Source organism: Flavobacterium macrobrachii (genome assembly GCF_014486675.1).
Classification (GTDB): Bacteria; Bacteroidota; Bacteroidia; order Flavobacteriales; family Flavobacteriaceae; genus Flavobacterium; species Flavobacterium macrobrachii.
On sequence record NZ_JACTAC010000175.1, the window covers coordinates 1 to 781 of the forward strand.

General features: G+C 42.9%; 2 tRNA genes and 1 rRNA gene. All 3 read right to left on the reverse strand.

What is annotated here, in order from left to right:
- Positions 1-358, reverse strand: a 23S ribosomal RNA gene (locus IAI56_RS15815); the annotation flags it as partial.
- A 103-nt stretch (positions 359-461) separates the two neighbouring features.
- Positions 462-535, reverse strand: a tRNA-Ala gene (locus IAI56_RS15820).
- Between the two features lie 102 nt (positions 536-637).
- Positions 638-711, reverse strand: a tRNA-Ile gene (locus tag IAI56_RS15825).
- Positions 712-781: the final 70 nt, after the last annotated feature.

Below are 781 nucleotides of genomic sequence, written 5' to 3' on the forward strand. Positions count from 1 at the left end.
CGGGCTATCACCGTCTATGGCTTACCTTTCCAGGTAATTCTAATTCAATCCGCAAGAAATGTCGTGGTCCTACAACCCCAGTATTGCCTTAACAACACTGGTTTGGGCTAATCCGCGTTCGCTCGCCACTACTTACGGAATCACTTTTGTTTTCTTCTCCTCCGCCTACTTAGATGTTTCAGTTCAGCGGGTTTGCCCATCTATCGATGTACTATGTCTTCAACATAGTGGGTTGCCCCATTCGGAAATCTTCGGATTAATCTGTATGTGCCAGTCCCCGAAGCTTATCGCAGCTTATCACGTCCTTCTTCGCCTCTGAGAGCCTAGGCATCCCCCATACGCCCTTATTTTGCTTATTGTACTTTTGTCATGTACATAAATGTACACAACGTGTTCTTTCTACTTTGTTATTATTTTCTTATCTCAATATGTCAATGAACTTTTTTCGCTAAAGCGAATTGTGGAGAATATCGGAGTCGAACCGATGACCTCCTGCGTGCAAGGCAGGCGCTCTAGCCAGCTGAGCTAATCCCCCTTATTCAGTTGGCAGTGTTCAGTATTCAGTTTTCAGTAACTTAACTTTACATCCAAATGAGTTAGTGAATTGTCAACTCTAGAATTTCCAAGCGTAAAATAGTAGTCCCGGGCAGACTCGAACTGCCGACCCCTACATTATCAGTGTAGTACTCTAACCAGCTGAGCTACGAGACTCTGTATTTTGCTTTTTTTTATTTTGAACCAACAGCGAGAGTAATTAAATCTTTAATCCTAAACTGACTTT